Genomic DNA, 18,170 nt, shown 5'->3' on the forward strand with positions numbered 1-18,170 from the left:
CTACGCAAATTGTCCGGAAATAGCGTAATTCTTCCGATAAATTTCTAAATTACAGAACGTCAATGTTTGATCCTTCTGCAAGTTTAACGATTGCTTTACGAACACCACGTGTTTTACCTTCGTATTTTCCAACGCGTTTTTTACGAGGTGCAACGTTTACAACGTTAACTTTTTCAACTTTTACATTGAAGATTTCTTCAATCGCTTGAGCGATTTCAATTTTGTTTGTCCCTTTAGCAACTTCAAATGTAACTTTGTTATCATTTTGTTGCATCATTACAGTTTTTTCAGTAATGATTGGGCGTAAGATAATATCTCTAGGGTTACGTTTCATTATGCAAATACCTCTCCAGCTGCAACTGCTGCTTTTTCAGTAAATACAATGCGATCCGCATTTACGATATCGTAAACATTCAGACCTTCAACATCAAGTAAACCAGCATTTGGAATGTTACGCATTGATAGGTAAGCATTCACGATATCTTCTTGTCCGTCGAATACAAATAATGTTTTACGAGTGAACTCTAGATTTTCCATGAACTTCACGAAGTTCTTTGTTTTTACTTCTTCAAATGAGAGGTTTTCTAATACAACCATTTGTGAATCTAAAACTTTTTGTGATAATGCTGAACGTAATGCTAAGCGACGAACTTTGCGGTTCAAGCTATAAGCATAGCTACGTGGTGTAGGACCAAATACGATTCCACCTCCACGCCATTGTGGTGAACGGATCGAACCTTGACGAGCACGTCCTGTACCTTTTTGACGCCATGGCTTACGACCACCACCACGAACCTCTGAACGGTTTTTAACCTTGTGAGTTCCTTGGCGTTGTGAAGCACGTTGCATCACGATTGCATCAAAGAGTGCTTGTTTGTTTGGTTCAATACCAAATACTTCTTCACTTAATTCAAGTGAATGAAGATTCTTACCTTCATGATTTAATACGTCAATTTTAGGCATTTTCAGAATCCTCCTTAGCCGAGTAATCAATAAGTTCAACAGGACTTGTTGATTTCACGTGTTTTGTAGTTGTCTTAACTACTACATAACCACGACGTGGTCCTGGAACGTTTCCTTTTACCAAAATGTAGTTGTTTTCAGTATCAACTTTGATAATTTCTAAATTTTGGTTTGTACGGGTACGTGCACCTTCGTGTCCAGCCATAATACGACCTTTATTGATGTAACCATTGTTACGTCCGCCAGTCGCTAATGAACCAACACCACGGTGGAACCCTGAACCGTGAGCTTTAGGCCCAATTGCTTGGTTATTACGGCGAATTGCACCTTGGTAACCTTTACCACGTGAAGTTCCCGTAACATCTACAAACTCACCTGCTGAGAATAAGTCAGCTTTGATTTCATCGCCTACTTCGTAGCTTAGTAATTCGCTACCAGCGATTTCACGAACAAAATGTTTCGGAGCTGTGTTAGCTTTAGCAGCATGAGCAATCTCAGATTTGTTCGCACGGTGTTCTTTAACATCAACAACACCTAATTGAACTGCTTCGTAGTTATCTGTTTCTAATGTCTTCTTTTGAAGTACAACATTAGGCAACACTTCAACTACGCTTACAGGAATTAGAGTACCATCAGTCGTGAAGACTTGAGTCATCCCTAATTTACGTCCTAATAAACCTTTCATCTAATAACTCCTCCTACTAAAGTTTGATCTCGATGTCAACACCGCTTGGTAACTCAAGACGACTTAATGCGTCAATTGTTTCAGGTGTTGGACCAACAATTTCAATCAAACGCTTATGCGTTCTTGATTCAAATTGTTCACGAGAGTCCTTATTAACATGTGGTGAACGTAAGATTGTAACAATCTCTTTTTTTGTTGGCAGTGGAACTGGACCAACAACTTTGCTTGCACCATGATCATTTGCCGCTTGAACAATCTTCTGAGCAGCACTATCAATAGTGCGGTGTTCGTATGCTTTTAAGCGTATACGAATGAAATTCTTTGCCATGGAAATTTCCTCCTATTCCGTTGTCCATTCAAATGGACCTGCTCCATGCGAATTCCCCGTGCTTCTCACTGACCATGACAACGTCTCTCAGTGTGCCGGCAACCTCGCATTTCTTCGCAGTAGCTCAATTATTATACACGATATGTGGTAGATTGCAATACTTTTTTCAAACTTTTTTCATAGGAATAAACAGCCTGTTTGGACCGCATCATTTCCATTTAAAGAGAGGCTGATCTTCATATTCTTTTGCTCATCGTAAATGAAGGATAACACCCCTTGTTTCAAAGAAAAAAAAGCACAGTGGGTACTGTACTTTTAAAATCATTTATGACTCTTCGAAGTTTAAATTGAGAAATTTTTCAAAATACTCATAAACATTCAAAGAATTAAAGGGTCCCACACCGCTTTTGACTTCATTCACAAGTCGACGTTGCTCATCAACAACTATATCAATAATTGACACATCGTATTGCATTTGACGTTGATGATCAATAAATTCATCTTCATCCAGTAGAATATAGTTTCCATCTGGGAATACTTTTACATCCAGGTCATAATCAATATTCTTAATTGCTTCCCCATCGTAAATGCTTGGCGTTGCTAAGTTACAATAATAATAGATTCCACGCTTTCGAATCATCGCAATCACATTGTACCACCGATTCAAATAGAAATAATATACGGCAGGTTCGCGTGTGAACCACCGTCTTCCATCACCTTCAACAACCCAAGTTTTATAAGTAATCGCTACAATCATTTCATCGTTAACATCAACGACTGTAGCACATGACCATGTACGATGGAGCGACCCGTCATGTTTATAGCTTTGCACATATACTGCATCACCAATTTTCGGATTCATACGCTCACACATCCTTATCTACGCCATCTATAATACACAAAGTTAGTAGAAGATTAAATATGATACTAAAATATTCCTCATATATGGTACACTATATCAAAGTGAAAAGGATGATAAGAATGGATTATAAATTATTAATTGAACAAGCTCAAAGCTTATGTGAATCAGAACCTGATGCAATTGCGAACATGGCAAATCTATCCGCATTACTCAATGAAATGATGGCGGACCTAAATTGGGTCGGTTTCTATATATATAAAGAAAACGCCTTGGTTCTCGGACCATTTCAAGGAAAAGTGGCCTGTACACGCCTACCCCATGGTAAAGGTGTTTGTATGGCTGCACTGGAATCCAATCAAACCCTCAAAGTGGATGATGTGCATGCATTTCCAGGACATATTGCCTGTGATAGTGCATCAAAAAGTGAACTCGTCGTTCCTATATATAACGATGGTGAACCGTTTGGTGTGTTAGATATTGATGCACCCATAGAAAATCGTTTCTCACAAGACGACGTAGATGGATTAACATTGCTCATTGAAACAATCAAAAGTTCAATTGTGCTGTGAGCATATTAGTTGAATATTCAACCAATTAATATCATAATTAAGTCATAACATAACAGGAGGACTTAACTTATGTTGAAAATTGGTATTGTAATTGCAAGTGTACGTGAAGGACGTAATGGTAAACAAGTGGGTGATTGGACCTACAATTATGCAACAACTGAAAAAGCTGAAGAAGCTTCTTATGAATTAGTCGATCTAAAAGACTATGATCTTCCCCTGCTTGGTCTTCAACCAACTCAAGAACAAGGCGCAGCAATTAAAGCATGGTCAGAAAAAATGGCTTCATTTGATGGCTATGTATTTGTAACACCAGAATACAACCGTGCATTACCTGGTGCATTCAAAAATGCCCTTGACTACTTACAGCCTGAACTAAACAATAAAGCTGTAGGATATGTTGCTTATGGTGGACTTGGTGGATTGTCATCCATTCAAACATTGCGTCTCATCAATGCTGAACAAGAACTTGCTTCAGTACGTACAATGGTGACGTTCTCAATTATGGCTGACTTTGTCAACATGTCAGAGTTTAAACCAAACGATTATCACAAAGACAATGCAAACAAGATGTTTGATCAAGTGATTGCATGGTCTAAAGCACTTAAAACAATTCGAGGATAAAAGGTATGAACACACATCAAGATGAACTGACAACAATATTTGATGCGCTCCTAGAAATCACAGGGAAAATGAATCAACGTATTGAAAAACAATCCAAAGCACTGGGTTATACAGCCAAAGAGTATTTGGTTCTTCTTGATGTGCTCACACATCCTGGTACCAGTCAAAATGCAATGTGCGAACGCCTTGGCATCAAGAAAAGTGCTGCTTCAAAGCTTCTAAGAAACCTTGAAAGCTCTGGAAAGATTGTCCGTAAGGCTTGCAAGCAAGATAAACGAGAGTCTGAACTCTTTATCGAGCAGCCTGAACTTTTGGATACATTGTGTAAAGCATCTGCAATTGAAATGACGTTTGAAAATCATGATGATTATGCATGTAAATTAAATTCTATTCATGAATCATTAATTGATTTAGATAAAATGCTATGTGGAGATTCCAAATAGCATTTTTTTATGTCAAATGTGATAAAATGAAAGAAAGGAAGTGATACAAATGTTTAAACCACTTATTTCAGATCGTTTGATTCTGAGGCCCATTAACAGTGGTGATGCACAAAATGTACTTGAACACTTTAGCGATGATATCGCAATCTACATGTTCCCCACCCCTTCAAGATCTTTGGAAGAGGCATCCGCTTTTGTAGAAGCGACACTAAAAAATATGCACCTAAACCGTGAGCTCGTTTATGCAATCACACTCAGGGAATCAAACGCGTTTATTGGCCTTGCTGGACTACATGGTCTAGAATCACAAACCCCAGAACTAGGAGTTTGGACGATAAAATCACAGCATGGTCATCATTATGGCCGTGAAGCGATGCAATTGGTTGCGCAAAAAGCAAAATCATTGGGATACACTCAAGTAATCTACCCTGTTGATATCCGTAATATCGCAAGTAAAAAGATTCCACTCTATTTGAATGGAACACTGACTGATGAAGAGAAAGACGTCAAGACCATTGACGGAAGGAGTCTTAGGATCGAAACCTATACGATACAATTATGAAAGAACCAAATAAAACAGAAATCTTTAAAATTCAGTTAAAACTACAAAAAGAACCTTTGGAAATGGGAGCACAAATTCCGGGTCTCCAAAGTTTGATGATTGATGATAAACCTTTGGATACTACGCAGTTAGATGCACCTTATATATTAATCAGTACCTTTCCTGGTATTAATACAAAAGTGTGCAGTTTACAAACTCAACACATGGTAAAATACTGTGAGGAGCATGGTATCTATCTGTTAAACATTTCTACCGATTCTTATGAAGCGTGTAACAAATGGTGTCTTGCACAAAATAAAGACATTAATTTCTACAGTGATCCTGTAGGAATTTATCTTCAAAAACTAGGTTTATATATTCCTTTATTGAAAAAAGCAGCACGGGCTGTGTTGCTCTTTAATAAAGAGCACAAATTGGTTTATCGTGAAGTCGTGAATCCAATGACACACGAACCTTCCGTACAACTCCTTGATGCGTTTATAAAAGGGCAGTGAAAACTGCCCTTTAGTGTGTAAATTTACGAGATAAAGCATTCCCAATCATTTGGATGACCATAACCATCAGTACCAATACAATGACCGAAACAACAATAATATCAGTATAAAACCGACCACGGCCATAACGGATAACAAAGGCACCCAAACCACCACCACCAATAATTCCTGCCATAGCAGTTAAATCAAGCAAACTAATCAACGTGATGGTTACCGCACGAATGAGTTGTGGCACACTCTCTTTTAAATAAACTTTTGTAATAATTTTAAACGGTGACAATCCCATTGCTTCTGCAGCTTCAATAAGCCCTGGATCCACTGTAGATAATGCCATTTCTACCTGACGAATCACAAATGGTGTACACCCAATTACCATTGGAAGGATTGCACCTTTAACGCCAATTGCAGTTCCGACAATAAAGAGCACAAATGGACCAATCGCAACAATCAAAATAAGAAATGGAATGGAGCGCATGATATTCACTGTTTTATCAATGAACTGATGGATAAATGCATTGACTTGTGAAATCATAACATGTTCTAAGATGTTTCCTTTTTGCGTTACCACAAGAATTACGCCAAAAATTAGACCAAAGAAAATCGAAAACACACCTGCCCACGCCATCATTTGAAGTGTTTCAACAATGCTTGTTAAGAATTCAGGCCAATATCTCACGAGATTTGGTAACCATTGATTAATCATTTCTTGCATCTTTCAACACCTCCACTTTCACATTTTGTTCATTTAAATAACGCAAGACTTCGATGCGTTTTTCTTTATTGCCCGTTACCACTACAACCAGCGATCCCAAGGCAACGTCTTGGATGACTTCAACGTTTCCAAAAATAATGCTCACATCAACATCAATTGCACGAATGCAATGTGCAATGATGGATTCTTTGGTATTGGATCCATAGAAATCAAGTTGAAGCATCATTTGATCGTGCGCTACATGAACAATATCAACATCACTATCAAGTAATTCCTTAATTTGATTCATGTTGCTGGTTGTTGCGATGAACTCTTTGGTAATATCTGCTTTAGGATTGGCAAAGACTTCAATGACACGATCAAGCTCTTTTACATAGCCATTCTCCATCACTGCAACACGATCACAAATATCTTTGATTACGCCCATTTCATGTGTAATGATAACAATTGTAATTCCCAATTCTTTATTGAGTCTTTTCAACAGTTTTAAAATGGATTGTGTCGTTTGAGGATCAAGTGCACTGGTAGCTTCATCACACAGTAAAATACCCGGATCATTTGCTAAAGCTCGGGCAATTGCTACCCGTTGTTTTTGCCCCCCTGATAATTGCGAAGGATAAGCATCCCCTTTATCAGACAATCCAACAATATCTAAGAGTCCCTTAACTTTTAAGTCACGTGCTTCTTTTGACATCTTATTATGAAGTGGAAACGCCACATTGTCATGAACGGTTCGTGAGGTCATCAGGTTAAATTGTTGGAAAATCATTCCGATTTTTTCACGTTGAGCACGGAGGTCTTTGTTTGATAATTTTGTTAAATCAACATCATTGACATAAACACATCCACTCGTCGGTCTTTCAAGTAAGTTAATACAGCGTACAAGGGTACTTTTACCAGCCCCACTGTATCCAATCACACCAAATATCTCACCATCATTGATTGTGAGTGATACATCACGCACTGCATCGACTTGCGTATTTTTTAATTCAAATCGTTTTGATACATTTTCAAGTCTTATCAATTCACACACCTCTTTCTAAAATAAAAACACGCCTCCCTAAGGATGAGCGTGCTTCTCATGTTACCACCTTAATTTATACATACTTCACAGTATATACCTCACAAAGTATTTGACTACTTTAGATGCGATAACGGGCATACCCGAGATTGTCTAATCCTTAAACTCAACAATCCTGCTCCAAGGCCATCTTCCGTCATGTTGTGTTTATCTTGTTTCACCAAAACCAAGACTCTCTATAAAACCCTTAACATGCGTACTCTTCTTTTCATTGCATTTAACTGTGTACATTATGTTTGATAAAATGTGTTTTGTCAAGGTATCACGACTTAATAACTTCATATGGGTAGTAAGTTTAGTAATTGAACATCCCCTTTGTTTTATTCACAAACCGCACTAACATAAGCATCACAGGGACTTCTGTCAGAACACCTACTGTACAAACTAATACAACAGGCGAGTTCACGCCGAAGAGTGTGATTGCAACAGCAACTGATAACTCGAAGAAATCGGATGCACCAATTAATGCAGCAGGAGCAGCAACATTGTGTGGTTGTTTTGCGATCTTACAACTGCCATATGCAAACAGTGCAGTAATGATATTTTGAAGCACTAATGGAACCGCAATGAGGATTACATGAAGTGGGTTATTAATAATTATATTCCCTTGGAATGTGAAGATAATGATTAAGGTAGCCAGTAATCCAAACGTTGTGATTGGCTCAAAAAAAGGAATAAATTCATCGGTAAAATATTTAAATCCTTTATGCTTCACAACGAAATATCGTGTGAGGGCTCCGCCAGTAAGTGGGAATACTACAAATGCAATTACTGATCCAAATAAGACATCCCAAGGTACAACAATATTGGTTGCATTGAGAAGAAAGGATACAATCGGAACAAACAGAACAATAATCATAAGGTCATTAAGCGCAACTTGAACAAGTGTATGGGCTGGGTCTCCTTTTGTAAGATGGCTCCATACAAATACCATTGCGGTGCAGGGTGCTGCGCCTAGTAGTACTGCTCCTGCAATATACTGGTAGCCTAAATCACTTGGAATAAACGCTTGAAATACAAAAAGAAAGAAAAAGGACGCAAGGCCAAACATCAGAAATGGTTTGATAGCCCAACTTGTAAAGCTTGAAATAAGAATCCCTTTATAGTTTTCTTTGACCGCAAGAATCGATTTAAAATCGACCTTCAACATCATGGGGAAAATCATAATCCAAGTCAAGATAACAATCGGAACTGATGTATTATAAATTTGAATTTTCTCGATTTCTTGGGCTACTATTGGAAAGAATTTTCCGATAAGAACACCGGTCACCATGCAAAGAAGAACCCATACTGTAAGATATTTTTCAAAAAAACCAATGTTACGATTGTCTGAGTCTCCGTTTGAATTATTCATTAATCCACCTCAATTTCCTTGTCCTTAAGGCGACGCATTAGATCTTTCATCTTTAGCTCTATTTGATCAATTGTATATTCAAACGCAGCATCAGATTTGCCGCTGGGGTCATCTAAGTTCCAATCTTCGCGATGCTTACAAGGAAGCCAAGGGCAATCAACGTTACATCCCATCGTAACAACAATATCTACCGTTGGAATCAAATCCAATGTTTTAGAGGATTGAGTTGTGCTCATATCTATATCATAGCGTGCCTTAAAAATACGCACAGCATCCGGATTGATTTGATCTTTTTTTTCTGTTCCCGCGGAGTAAGCTTCCATAATATCTGAGTATTTTAATGTTGCAATCGCTTCTGCAATCTGTGAACGACACGAGTTGTGAACACAAATAAAAGCTACTTTAGGTTTGACACTTTGGTCCATTAATCACACCCTCCTTCGCGAATGCATACATCATCATGCGTAATATAACGTTTGGTAAGTGCATTAAGTTTGGCAACTTTGTCTTGATTTAATCGGTAGCGAATCCAATTACCATCTTTTCGACTTGTGACCAATTCACTCTCAACTAATATTTTCATGTGGTATGACAATGTTGGTTGTGTAATATGAAACGCCTCAAGTATATGACATGCACACAGTTCTTCTTGTGTTAACATCTCCATAATCTTTAATCGGGTTTCATCAGCCATAGCTTTAAACAAAATTACCGCTTCTATATTTGATATGTTTTGGTCTTTGTCCATTTTAGATCCTCTCATTCATTAACGCTTTAATTGAATCCTCATTTATTGCTTCTGCAATCCAAGGAACAATTATGGTGTTGCCTTTTGTCTTTTCACTGATCGTGCTTATCCAATGATATTCACTCATTTGTTTCGCTTTTAGAATGCTTGAACAAGTCTCAACATTCACTAAACTCGAATTTACAATCCACCATTTACTAAATATATTCGCGCGTTGTAAGTCCTCAATTAACCGTGACGCTTCGAAATACGGGGTCGCTTCTGCTAAAGATACAATCACAACTTCTGTTTCGTTTTGATTTCTCAGTCTTGGTAATAGACGTTTCACAGATTCAGGGACTTCCCCTTGAGAGCGCGCAATTTCGTTGTGATAACTTTGAGTTGAGTCCAACAGCAATAATGTGTGTCCTGTTGGTGCAGTATCAATCACGATTATTTCATCACTTGAGCGATCAACAATTTCTGCAAAGGCACGAAATACAGCAATCTCTTGAGTACATGGTGAACGAAGGTCTTCTTTAATATACTCTAAGTCTGCTTCATCCATCGTTTCCCGTGCAACTGAAAGGACTTCTTCTTGATACTTCAACAATTCTTTCTGTTCATCAATTTCACTCATTGTGATATTGTGGTGTTCTTTCAGAAATCCTTTAAGATGATTTGCTGGATCGGTTGTGGTAAGATGTACGCTTTGTCCTCTATTTGCTAAGCCAAGTGCAATTGCACATGCCATGGTTGTTTTACCAACGCCACCTTTTCCCATCGTAAAGATTATTTTCTTGTTTGTGGTAATCAAATCAGAAATTAGTGTATCAATTTCTTTACTATTTATCGTTGGTACTGCAGTTGTTTCGATCAAGGTATCTTTGTAAAGCAAATACCGCAGACTTTCGATACCTGTAACATTATAAGACCTTAATGGGATCTCATAGGTTCTTAACAGTTCTAGCCCTTGTGGAAATTTACTCAGTGCAAGGTGTTGTTTATGGATCATGCTTTCTTCAATTGCATCATTTGAACTCTTGGTTATCATGCCATTTATCACAAGCACTTGATTTGAAATACCAATGTCTATGAGTTCTTTTGAGGCGCGTTCTGCTTCAAATAAAGGACTGGAATCTGCTTTAGCCACTAAGACGATCGTCGTTTTCGTGCGATCCCCTAAAATCTCAACAGCATCTGCATACTTTTGCTTGTTATCTTGTAATCCAGACAGTTGTCCCAAACACGATGCGCCATGAGTGCTTTCTGATATAAAATGATCCCAAGCAGATGGAAGTTGAAGCATTCTCAGTGTATGCCCTGTTGGTGCTGTATCGAATATTATATAATCATAGGTATCAATACCATCATTATCTACAAGGTACTTGGTAAATTCATTAAATGCTGCAATTTCTACAGTACAAGATCCCGATAATTGCTCCTTCATATTAGTTAATATGTTATCTGGGAGTTTACCAATATAGGGTTCAATTACTGAATCCCGATATGCTTGCGCGGCATCAATTGGATTTAAATTAACCACCCATAGATTATCAACACCCTCTATGCGCGTTTGTGTGTTGGTTAGTTCTATTTCAAATACATCTTGCAAATTGCTGGCAGGGTCTGTAGAGATAAGTAACACTTTAAATCCTTTATCAGCGAGTGTCACTGCAGTAGCACACGCGACGGATGTTTTCCCAACCCCACCTTTACCTGTAAAAAACATAAATTTCGTAATGGGTACAGAATCTAAATCAAACGGCTCAAATGTTCGTGATTGTACCATCAACAACACCCATTTTTACAATTGCATTTGGTAGGGTGCGCTTCATCATTTGCTTTAAACAAAAGATCAAACTCTTGATTTGATAAATACCCTTTAGTCTTAACAACCTTCCCATTGACTAATGTAATGGGTAGCGATTCAGAATCTTTGTTGAGTAGTTCGCTTATCAATTGATTAGCAATAAATTCTTGAGGCTCATTTGTTAATTGATACCGACGAATATCAACCCCACTTTTCTCTAATCTATCTACAAGACTTGCGACACGCAATAATTCTTTATCTACACTGGTACCACACACGCCTGTTGAGCAACACATTGCTGGATCAAATATTTCAATTTTCATAGAATTTCTCCTTTATACTAAGGATATGATACATCTGTATATAGATATTTGTCAATATAGATATTTATCTATGTGTTTGTTTTAGATTTTAAAACATGTGTCTAATAATTTTCAAGATACGGTATTGAAGATGTATGACGCCGCGTCCTACAATAAAAAAAAACAGCACATGATCTTGAGACTCCATAGACCATCATGCTGCTTAATGTTAAATTTAAACTTACTTCTTGATACTTTCATTCAATAATATGCTTAGAATTCTTGGTAGATTGCTGGATCTTGACCTTTGAGTCGTCCAAACACATTTGAAAGATTGTTAATGCGTTGAATATCACAGCTTTCTAGTTCGAAATCAAAGATATCTAGGTTTTCTTTTTGTCGAATATCTGTTGCGGATTTTGGGATTGGAAGCACGTGAAGATGCAGTTCCCACCTTAATACAATTTGCGCGGGCGTTTTGTGATACTTTATTTGAAGTTCTTTGAATAATGGATGTTCTAAGATTCCAGTATCTCTTCCCAAGGGACTCCATGCTTGTGTCACGATCCCCTTTGACGTGTTATATTCTCGTGAAATAATTTGATTAAAGCTTGGATGACACTCAATTTGATTAAGCGAAGGGGTCACACCAGTTTCTTTAATCAATCTGTCAATGTGTTCAGGCAGGAAGTTGGACACACCAATGCTCTTCACCAACCCTCTACGTTTTGCTTCAACTAAAGCACGCCACGCTTCGACGTATTTGTCTTCTCGTGGGTTTGGCCAGTGAATTAAATAGATGTCAAACGCATCAAGTCCTGATCGACTCAAAGACTCTTGAATTGTTAGTAAGGCAGCATCATATGCATGATATCGTCCAGGCAACTTTGATGTTACAAGGATTTCTTCTCGCTTAATTTTGCTTTGACGAATGGCTTCACCCACAGTTCCTTCATTTTCATAATTGAATGCGGAATCAAGCAAACGATATCCGTTTTGTAAAGCACTCACGATTGCATGGACACCCATTTCCCCTTTTAAGCCATACGTTCCAAATCCGATATCTGGTAACACTGTTCCATCATTTAAAATAAATGTCATCTCACTCACCCCTTTGTGAAAGAATTATATCAACGAGTATATCAGATTTAAACGGATATGCAACACAATCCAAAACTTTATTTATTAATCATTTTCTATGCCTATAAAAATAAAGAAAAGCTGAGGAATCTCAGCTTAATCTTCAATTAACATATCTTCAAATTGGCTGTTGTACAGTTTTGCATAGAAGCCATCTTTTGCAAGTAATGAGTCATGGGTTCCTTGTTCAACAATATCCCCTTTATCCATTACAAGGATTAAATCCGCATTCTTGATGGTTGAAAGTCTATGGGCGATTACAAAGCTTGTTCTTCCTTGTGATAAGTTGTCCATTGCCTTTTGAATCAATATTTCTGTACGTGTATCAATCGATGAGGTTGCTTCATCCAAAATCAGGATTTCTGGATCTGCTAGAATTGCACGCGCAATTGTCAGCAATTGCTTTTGACCTTGTGATACATTATTTGCTTCTTCATTGATTAAAGATTCATAACCATGTGGCAAGGTTCTGACAAAGTGGTCTACTTGTGCTGCTTTTGCTGCTTGATAGACTTCTTCATCACTTGCTTCAAGTTTACCATAACGAATGTTTTCTAGGATTGATCCTGAATATAACCATGTATCTTGAAGGACCATGCCAAATACCGTTCTAAGATCATCTTTTACATAATCTTTAATATCATGACCATTGAGTAAGATTGCACCTTTTGATACATCATAGAATCTCATCAAGAGTTTAACAATTGTAGTTTTACCTGCGCCTGTGGGACCGACGATTGCGACTTTTTGACCCGGTTTAATATGAGCGGTAAAGTCGTGAATGACTTGAACATCTTCTGAGTAGCCAAAGGATACGTGATCAAAGGTTACCAAATCATGATCACTATCATTACGATCATAAGCAAGTCCATCATCAAGCTTAATGGCATCTTTGACATCTTCAACTTCTTCAGGAACATCTAAGAACTCAAACACACGTTCTGCAGCAGCAGCGGTTTGTTGGAGTACATTTGAAATGTTTGCGATTTGTGAAATTGGTTGGTTAAATGAACGCACGTATTGAATGAATGATTGAATACCACCCACAGTCATGGAACCATTGGTTGCAAGATAGCCTCCGAGGATACAGATTGCAACATATGAGATATTCCCAATAATGTTTACAATCGGCATCATCAATCCACTTAAGAAGTTTGACTTCCATGCTGAGTTGTATAGATCACTGTTTGCTTGAGTAAAGGTATTCATTGAATCTTCTTCACCATTAAACGCTTTAACGATCACATGACTTCCGAACATTTCTTCAATATGACCATTCACAGTTCCCAATGATTTTTGTTGTTGAACAAAGAAGTTTTGGGAGCGTTTCACGATTGCCATTACCGATACTGCTGAGAGTGGTAAAGTCACAAGTGATACCAGTGTCATTTGCCAGCTAATCGAGAACATCATAATCAAAATCCCGATGAGTGATGTAATCGATGTAATAATTTGGGTAATTCCTTGATTGAGTGATTGGTTAATTGTATCCACATCATTGGTAATATGACTCAATATTTCACCATGGTTTTTGGTATCATAGAACCCTAATGGTAATTTGTGAATTTTATCATTCATATCAGTACGTAAACGTTTTGAAACATCTGCGGTAATGCCAGACATAATGTAGCCTTGAACAAAGGACAACAAGGCACTAATTCCATAGATAACAACAAGCCAGGTAAGGATGGATCCAATTGCTCCAAAGTCAATGTTTCCAGCTCCGGTCACTTTTGCCATGAGTCCTGTAAAGAGTTCATCGGTTGCTTTTCCTAAGATTTTAGGACCAACGATTGTAAATACGGTTGAAGCAATTGCGAAAATCCATACCACAATAATTAAATACTTGTAGTTTCCTAAATAGTTTATCAGACGTTTAATTGACCCTTTAAAGTCTTTTGCCTTTTCAACCGGGCCACGCATTCCACCGCCATGACCGCCACCCATCGGTCCGCCACGACGTGGTTGAGGATTTTTTATTGTTTGTGTATCTTTTGTACTCATCCGTTTAGTTCCTCCTCTGATAGTTGTGAAGACGCGATTTCATAATATTGAGGACAGGTTGAAAGGAGTTCTTTATGGGTTCCTTTTCCAACAATTACACCATCTTCAAGTACGATAATTTGATCGGCGTTCATAATTGTATTAACACGTTGTGCAACAATAATCATCGTTGCATCACCGGTATATTCTTTGAGTTCTTTTCTAAGAATTGCATCCGTCTTGAAATCAAGTGCTGAGAAACTATCATCAAACACAAAGATATCGGGATTTTTTGTAAGGGCACGTGCGATACTGAGGCGTTGTTTTTGCCCCCCAGACACATTTGTTCCCCCTTGGGCAATCAAAGAATCATACCCATCTTCTTTTTCAGAGATAAACCCTGCTGCTTGAGCAACGCGTGCAGAAGCATGTACACCTTCTTGAGTTGCTTGAGGTGCACCATAGCGTAGGTTTGATTCAATAGTTCCAGATAGGAGGACACCTTTTTGCGGTACATACCCAATTCTTTCACGCAAATCATGTTGGGTTACATCTTTAACATTGATATTATCAACGTTGATTTCACCTGTTGTGACGTCATAAAAGCGTAATAACAAGCTTGCGATTGTTGATTTACCTGAACCTGTTGGTCCAATAATTGCGGTTGTTTCGCCTGGTTTTGCAACAAAGCTAATATCACGCAATGTATCTTCATCAGAATCACCATATCTAAAGGATACATGTTTAAACTCAACAATCCCTTGTGCATCTTTTTCATAAGATTGTGGTTGTTTTGGATCAACAATACTTACTTCGGTTTCAAGTACTTCCATAATACGGTCCGCTGATACTGCAGCACGAGGAACAAATACAAACATCATCGTGATCATTAAGAACGACATAATAATTTGCATTGCATATTGAATGAAAGCCATCATATCCCCAACTTGCATGGAAGAGTTCGCAATTTGGTGCGCACCAACCCAAACGATCATTAAGGTCACACCATTCATGACAAAACTCATTGCAGGCATCATTGTATTCATAGCACGATTCACAAAGCGACTTGTTTTCGCTAAGATATCATTGGCATCTTCAAACCGCCCTTTTTCATAGTCTTGTGTTGCAAAGGCCCGAATAACCATCAAACCACTTAAATTCTCACGAGACACTAAATTCAAGTTATCCACGAGTTTTTGCATACTCTTGAATTTAGGCATGACCACAACCATAATTGCACCAATTAAAAGAATCAAGATTAGACATGCAAGTGCAATAATCCATGCCATTGATGTGGATTGTCTTAACGCCATATACGTACCACCAATTGCCATAATTGGTGCATAACATAGCATCCTGATTCCCATACCAATAAGCATTTGAATTTGAGTAATGTCATTGGTTGTACGTGTAATGAGCGATGCTGTTGAGAAGTTATCAAATTCTGCATTTGAGAAACTTTCTACTTTTTCAAAGACATCATGACGCAAATCACGGGCAACACCTGCTGCGATTCGTGAAGATAATAAGCTCACAAGAACCGTTGCAAGACCCCCTAAAAAGGCAATCCCTAACATTCTAATTCCGATGTTAATGATGTAATCACGTTGTAGATTCGAAATATTGATCCCTAACTCAGTATAGAATGCACGCGACAATACCATACCACTTTGTGTCATAATTGACGCATCAACCGAATTGGATTCACGCAGTGACACGATGGTGCTCTCAGGTAATTGACTCACCATTGGAATGAGTTGATACAACTGATTCATATCTAATGAGTCCGTATCAATTGATGTAATACTTCCACCCGATTGACCAGATTGTTCTTGGAAAAATGAAATCATGGTCCATGTTGCACGACCAAAGATTGCATCAAGAGTATCCAACTCATCGTGTGACACAGATCCACGAACATAAATTGTTTCAAGATTTGTAACCAATGTATACCCTTTATAATCACTGACATTGGTCAATGTATAATGTTGTTTTACGATATCTTTTTCATCTGAAGTCATAAATGAGAGCATGAGATTAAATCCATTCTCACTTATCACTTCTGGTGCTGAATATTCAATCCCGTTTTGTTGGATCCCAACATTCACAATGTCTGACATGTAGTTTGGCAGATTCAAATCCGCAAATGCTTGTCCAAACAATAGTAAAATCGCAAAGAATACCCCCAATAAATAGGGTTTTAAATACTTCTTAAGTTTTAACATACTTACTCCTTATTCTCATATTTTGCGTTATTTTTATCAATCACTCTTTGACCTGCTTCCACAAGTTTTTGTGTGAAAGCACTAAATTGTTTAATTTCTTCATCAGAAATAGACTCAAAAATCTCATCCATCATTTCATCCATTCTGGCATTCATTGTATGAATGGTATCACTCCCTAAGGGTGTTAAGGTCAACGCAAATTTTCGTCGATCATTTGGATCGATATCGCGTCGGATGTATCCCTTATCTTCCAGACTTGCAATGGTCTGTGACACTGCGGATTGTGAGATATTGAGAAATTTTTGAATCTTCTTGACATTAAACTTTGATTCAGGAAATTCCTCAGCACGTTGAATATTCATTAATATCATCAGTTCAGTAAATTGCATGGTTCCATCAACGCGCATGTGATGTGGAAACTTTCGCAGTCGATTTAATGCTGTGAAGAATTCATTTCGCTTATTTGTCTCCATTTTCTATTACCCCTTAATATATAAGTACTTATACATTATGCCTATAATACCCCTTTATGTCAACTAAAAAGAATCGAATATTTTAAAAAAATAGACGATTCTTTATGAAAGTGTTTACTTTAATTGGTCGAGGATTTTATCAAACATTGATGCATCCACTACTTCATTATGTCCAGATACAACCCACTTAACATCATAGCTTTGGTAGCGTTTGATTGATTGAACATAAATCTCTTGGGACGTTTCTAAATAGGGAATGCATTCCTCAACCGTATCTCCGATGTTATCCCCCACATTTAAGATATGATCGAAGTGATCGTAGACATAAATATCATTGTCAGTATGTCCTGGGGCAAACCCTAATTCAATACCTGCCTCTTCAAAAATCAAGGTTTGATCAAATGTAAGATTTGGGTATTTTGGAATGACTGCACCCCGTGCATACGTTTTATGTGTTTCATAGTCATGGACCAAATCACTTTTTAAAACTTCAAGACATCGTTTATGGGATACAATCCACGCACTATCAATAAATGCATTCCCCCATACATGATCCCAATGTGCGTGCGAATTAATTAAGATGATTGGTTGATTGTTTCCATATTCATGAATAATATGGTTTATATCCTGTGCTGTTTGTGCGCCAAGTCCACTATCAATCACAAAGATATAGGGCGGTGTGATGATGATATGTATATTTAAATAGATGCCTTCAAAGACATCATCATACATGAGAACATGATGGCGGTTTGTTAAGATAAGATGGTTCATGAGTGTGCTCCTTTACCTTTATTCTATCATTTTTTTGCTGATTCTCAGAATATAGGTCATTT

General features: G+C 37.8%; 22 protein-coding genes and 1 other annotated feature. Of the genes, 5 read left to right on the top strand and 17 right to left on the bottom strand.

Translation table 11 applies throughout. The annotated features are described in order from the left end of the window. Positions 1–49: 49 nt before the first annotated feature. From rplW to AOC36_RS06220, 5 genes are all read right to left on the bottom strand, one after another. Positions 50–334 (bottom strand): 50S ribosomal protein L23, encoded by a 285-nt coding sequence (gene rplW / locus AOC36_RS06200; protein ID WP_067632508.1) that lies wholly within the window; start codon positions 332–334, stop codon positions 50–52. After that, a complete protein-coding gene (gene rplD / locus AOC36_RS06205) occupies positions 334–963 on the bottom strand; it encodes a 50S ribosomal protein L4 (protein WP_067632510.1) in 630 nt (209 codons plus the stop codon). The genes rplW and rplD overlap by 1 nt, the downstream gene beginning before the upstream one ends. Further along, a complete protein-coding gene (gene rplC / locus AOC36_RS06210) occupies positions 956–1,648 on the bottom strand; it encodes a 50S ribosomal protein L3 (RefSeq protein WP_067632512.1) in 693 nt (230 codons plus the stop codon). The genes rplD and rplC overlap by 8 nt, the downstream gene beginning before the upstream one ends. Positions 1,649–1,664: 16 nt before the next feature. After that, positions 1,665–1,976, bottom strand: coding sequence for a 30S ribosomal protein S10 (rpsJ, locus tag AOC36_RS06215; protein WP_067632514.1), 312 nt, complete (start codon positions 1,974–1,976; stop codon positions 1,665–1,667). A gap of 325 nt (positions 1,977–2,301) precedes the next feature. Beyond that, positions 2,302–2,838 (bottom strand): DUF402 domain-containing protein, encoded by a 537-nt coding sequence (locus AOC36_RS06220; protein ID WP_067632516.1) that lies wholly within the window; start codon positions 2,836–2,838, stop codon positions 2,302–2,304. 119 nt (positions 2,839–2,957) lie between these two features. Here AOC36_RS06220 and AOC36_RS06225 point away from each other — a divergent pair, with 119 nt between their 5' ends. The 5 genes from AOC36_RS06225 to AOC36_RS06245 all read left to right on the top strand — a co-directional run bounded on the left by AOC36_RS06225 (position 2,958) and on the right by AOC36_RS06245 (position 5,527). Then, positions 2,958–3,407: a GAF domain-containing protein gene (locus AOC36_RS06225; protein ID WP_232505349.1), complete on the top strand. Its 450-nt coding sequence runs from the start codon at positions 2,958–2,960 to the stop codon at positions 3,405–3,407. 69 nt (positions 3,408–3,476) lie between these two features. Then, on the top strand, positions 3,477–4,028 hold the full coding sequence (locus AOC36_RS06230) for an NADPH-dependent FMN reductase (RefSeq protein WP_067632519.1): 552 nt from the start codon (positions 3,477–3,479) through the stop codon (positions 4,026–4,028). Between the two features lie 5 nt (positions 4,029–4,033). Further along, positions 4,034–4,471, top strand: coding sequence for a MarR family winged helix-turn-helix transcriptional regulator (locus AOC36_RS06235; RefSeq protein ID WP_067632522.1), 438 nt, complete (start codon positions 4,034–4,036; stop codon positions 4,469–4,471). A gap of 49 nt (positions 4,472–4,520) precedes the next feature. Next, complete coding sequence (locus AOC36_RS06240; RefSeq protein WP_067632524.1) at positions 4,521–5,033, top strand: GNAT family N-acetyltransferase; 513 nt, start codon at positions 4,521–4,523, stop codon at positions 5,031–5,033. After that, the gene (locus tag AOC36_RS06245) at positions 5,030–5,527 is read left to right on the top strand and encodes a redoxin domain-containing protein (RefSeq protein WP_067632526.1); all 498 of its coding nucleotides are present in this window, start codon (positions 5,030–5,032) and stop codon (positions 5,525–5,527) included. Before AOC36_RS06240 ends, AOC36_RS06245 begins: the two co-directional genes overlap by 4 nt. Positions 5,528–5,537: 10 nt before the next feature. Here the strand turns inward: AOC36_RS06245 and AOC36_RS06250 are convergent, their stop codons facing one another. The 12 genes from AOC36_RS06250 to AOC36_RS06305 all read right to left on the bottom strand — a co-directional run bounded on the left by AOC36_RS06250 (position 5,538) and on the right by AOC36_RS06305 (position 18,108). Then, the gene (locus AOC36_RS06250) at positions 5,538–6,239 is read right to left on the bottom strand and encodes a methionine ABC transporter permease (protein ID WP_067632528.1); all 702 of its coding nucleotides are present in this window, start codon (positions 6,237–6,239) and stop codon (positions 5,538–5,540) included. Next, positions 6,223–7,263: a methionine ABC transporter ATP-binding protein gene (locus AOC36_RS06255; RefSeq protein WP_067632530.1), complete on the bottom strand. Its 1,041-nt coding sequence runs from the start codon at positions 7,261–7,263 to the stop codon at positions 6,223–6,225. Before AOC36_RS06255 ends, AOC36_RS06250 begins: the two co-directional genes overlap by 17 nt. 35 nt (positions 7,264–7,298) lie before the next feature. Further along, positions 7,299–7,541 (bottom strand) — a binding site (T-box leader). 74 nt (positions 7,542–7,615) lie between these two features. After that, positions 7,616–8,674 (bottom strand): ACR3 family arsenite efflux transporter, encoded by a 1,059-nt coding sequence (arsB, locus tag AOC36_RS06260; RefSeq protein WP_067632532.1) that lies wholly within the window; start codon positions 8,672–8,674, stop codon positions 7,616–7,618. Next, positions 8,674–9,099 carry an arsenate reductase ArsC gene (locus AOC36_RS06265; protein WP_067632534.1) on the bottom strand — a complete coding sequence of 142 codons (426 nt, stop codon included), beginning with the start codon at positions 9,097–9,099 and terminating at the stop codon, positions 8,674–8,676. The genes arsB and AOC36_RS06265 overlap by 1 nt, the downstream gene beginning before the upstream one ends. Then, positions 9,099–9,422, bottom strand: a complete 324-nt coding sequence (locus AOC36_RS06270) for an ArsR/SmtB family transcription factor (RefSeq protein WP_067632536.1) — start codon at positions 9,420–9,422, stop codon at positions 9,099–9,101. Before AOC36_RS06270 ends, AOC36_RS06265 begins: the two co-directional genes overlap by 1 nt. A 1-nt stretch (position 9,423) precedes the next feature. Beyond that, complete coding sequence (gene arsA, locus AOC36_RS06275) at positions 9,424–11,193, bottom strand: arsenical pump-driving ATPase (RefSeq protein WP_067632538.1); 1,770 nt, start codon at positions 11,191–11,193, stop codon at positions 9,424–9,426. Then, on the bottom strand, positions 11,193–11,537 hold the full coding sequence (gene arsD, locus AOC36_RS06280) for an arsenite efflux transporter metallochaperone ArsD (RefSeq protein ID WP_067632541.1): 345 nt from the start codon (positions 11,535–11,537) through the stop codon (positions 11,193–11,195). The genes arsA and arsD overlap by 1 nt, the downstream gene beginning before the upstream one ends. A 252-nt stretch (positions 11,538–11,789) precedes the next feature. Beyond that, entirely contained in the window at positions 11,790–12,617 is an 828-nt protein-coding gene (locus tag AOC36_RS06285) for an aldo/keto reductase (protein ID WP_067632543.1), read from the bottom strand. Positions 12,618–12,752: 135 nt separating this feature from the next. Next, positions 12,753–14,660 carry an ABC transporter ATP-binding protein gene (locus AOC36_RS06290; RefSeq protein ID WP_067632546.1) on the bottom strand — a complete coding sequence of 636 codons (1,908 nt, stop codon included), beginning with the start codon at positions 14,658–14,660 and terminating at the stop codon, positions 12,753–12,755. Next, positions 14,657–16,864 carry an ABC transporter ATP-binding protein gene (locus tag AOC36_RS06295; RefSeq protein WP_067632548.1) on the bottom strand — a complete coding sequence of 736 codons (2,208 nt, stop codon included), beginning with the start codon at positions 16,862–16,864 and terminating at the stop codon, positions 14,657–14,659. The genes AOC36_RS06290 and AOC36_RS06295 overlap by 4 nt, the downstream gene beginning before the upstream one ends. 2 nt (positions 16,865–16,866) lie before the next feature. Beyond that, positions 16,867–17,337, bottom strand: a complete 471-nt coding sequence (locus AOC36_RS06300) for a MarR family winged helix-turn-helix transcriptional regulator (RefSeq protein WP_067632550.1) — start codon at positions 17,335–17,337, stop codon at positions 16,867–16,869. A gap of 114 nt (positions 17,338–17,451) precedes the next feature. Beyond that, positions 17,452–18,108, bottom strand: a complete 657-nt coding sequence (locus AOC36_RS06305; RefSeq protein ID WP_067632551.1) for an MBL fold metallo-hydrolase — start codon at positions 18,106–18,108, stop codon at positions 17,452–17,454. Between the last annotated feature and the right edge of the window lie 62 nt (positions 18,109–18,170).

It is taken from the genome of Erysipelothrix larvae (assembly GCF_001545095.1).
Classification (GTDB): domain Bacteria; phylum Bacillota_I; class Bacilli_A; order Erysipelotrichales; family Erysipelotrichaceae; genus Erysipelothrix; species Erysipelothrix larvae.